The 1,220-nt window shown below is 66.4% G+C and carries 2 protein-coding genes; one reads left to right on the forward strand and one right to left on the reverse strand.

Translation table 11 applies throughout. The features are described from left to right. Positions 1-463 (forward strand): IS5 family transposase (locus ACFW2E_RS47245; protein ID WP_384478448.1); only part of this gene is annotated, 463 nt, incomplete at its 5' end. A gap of 314 nt (positions 464-777) precedes the next feature. Here ACFW2E_RS47245 and ACFW2E_RS47250 read toward each other — a convergent pair. Then, positions 778-1,220, reverse strand: a 443-nt coding sequence (locus ACFW2E_RS47250; protein WP_384478451.1) for a hypothetical protein, incomplete at its 5' end; no start/stop codon positions are given.

Consider the following 1,220-nt stretch of genomic DNA (forward strand, 5'->3'; position numbering starts at 1 on the left):
GCCCAAAAGCGGGACCAGCCCGGTCGACCGCGCACGGCCGGGCAGCAAGCACCACCTCATCGTCGACGGCCAGGGCATCCCGCTCGCGGTGTCGCTGACCGGCGGAAACCGCAACGACGTCACCCAGCTCGAGCCGCTGCTCGACAAGATTCCCGCCGTCGCGGGCCGGGTCGGCAGACCCCGCCGACGCCCGGATGCACTGCTGGCCGACCGCGGCTACGACCACGACAAGTACCGTCGCCTGCTCTGGCAGCGAGGCATCCGCCCCGTGATCGCGAAACGGGGCGAGCCGCACGGCTCCGGCCTGGGCATCTTCCGCTACGTCGTCGAGCGCACGATCGCCTGGCTCCACGGCTTCCGCCGCCTGCGCATGCGCTGGGAGAGACGCGACGACATCCACGAAGCATTCCTCGGCCTCGCCGTCTGCCTGATCACCCACCGCCATGTTCGACGTCTTTGTTAGGGCCTCTAAGTGCCCTGCGCGATTCACCTCTTGCGCCTACGATCGGTTGGCTCGTGGACAGACCCTTACGTAGGTCCTTCTCCGCCTGGCCCGCCACCCCAGCGACGTGCTGTTCGCGATGCTCCACGACGACGCCTTCTACGATTCAGGACCCCCACCTCGCGGACGAGAGACGTAGCGGCCCCCACGGCCACATCAACGAGCCGATAGGCTGCACTCACATGATCACAGATTACTCCTGAGACGAGTTCGCAGTTGCGTGGAACGCAACCCGAAGGGCCGTATGGCCCCGTGTGCGGACCGCATGGTGAACCCTATTTCGAAGTATCAACGGGTTCTTCAGCAGGAGTCACGGAGGTTGTTGCGCCGTGGGCAGCGTGTCGGCCGGCTCGGTGCAGAGGCGCGAGCACGGCGAGCCCGCCGATGACGACGACAATGAAGAAGGCGCCGAAGACGGCTGCGCCGGTCAGCAGACCGGACATCAGTCCGTGTGCGGTGACGACGGCGCCGAGTGATGGCGCTCCGATACCCTGGGCGACGTAGCCGATGAGATACCCACCGGACACCATACTTGTCCGGTGCTGCGGGGCAGCGTACTGGTTGAACACCATCAGACCACCCGCGAAGTCGAACGCGTACGCAGCACCAGCGACAGCCGACGCCAGGAAGAACAGTGCCAGTGAGTGCACCGTGCCTGTGACGACGAAGAGCCACACCGCCGTAAGCGACCCGGAGGCGCCGAGACCCACGAGCACCC

Source organism: Streptomyces sp. NPDC058964, assembly GCF_042741275.1.
Lineage (GTDB): Bacteria > Actinomycetota > Actinomycetes > Streptomycetales > Streptomycetaceae > Streptomyces.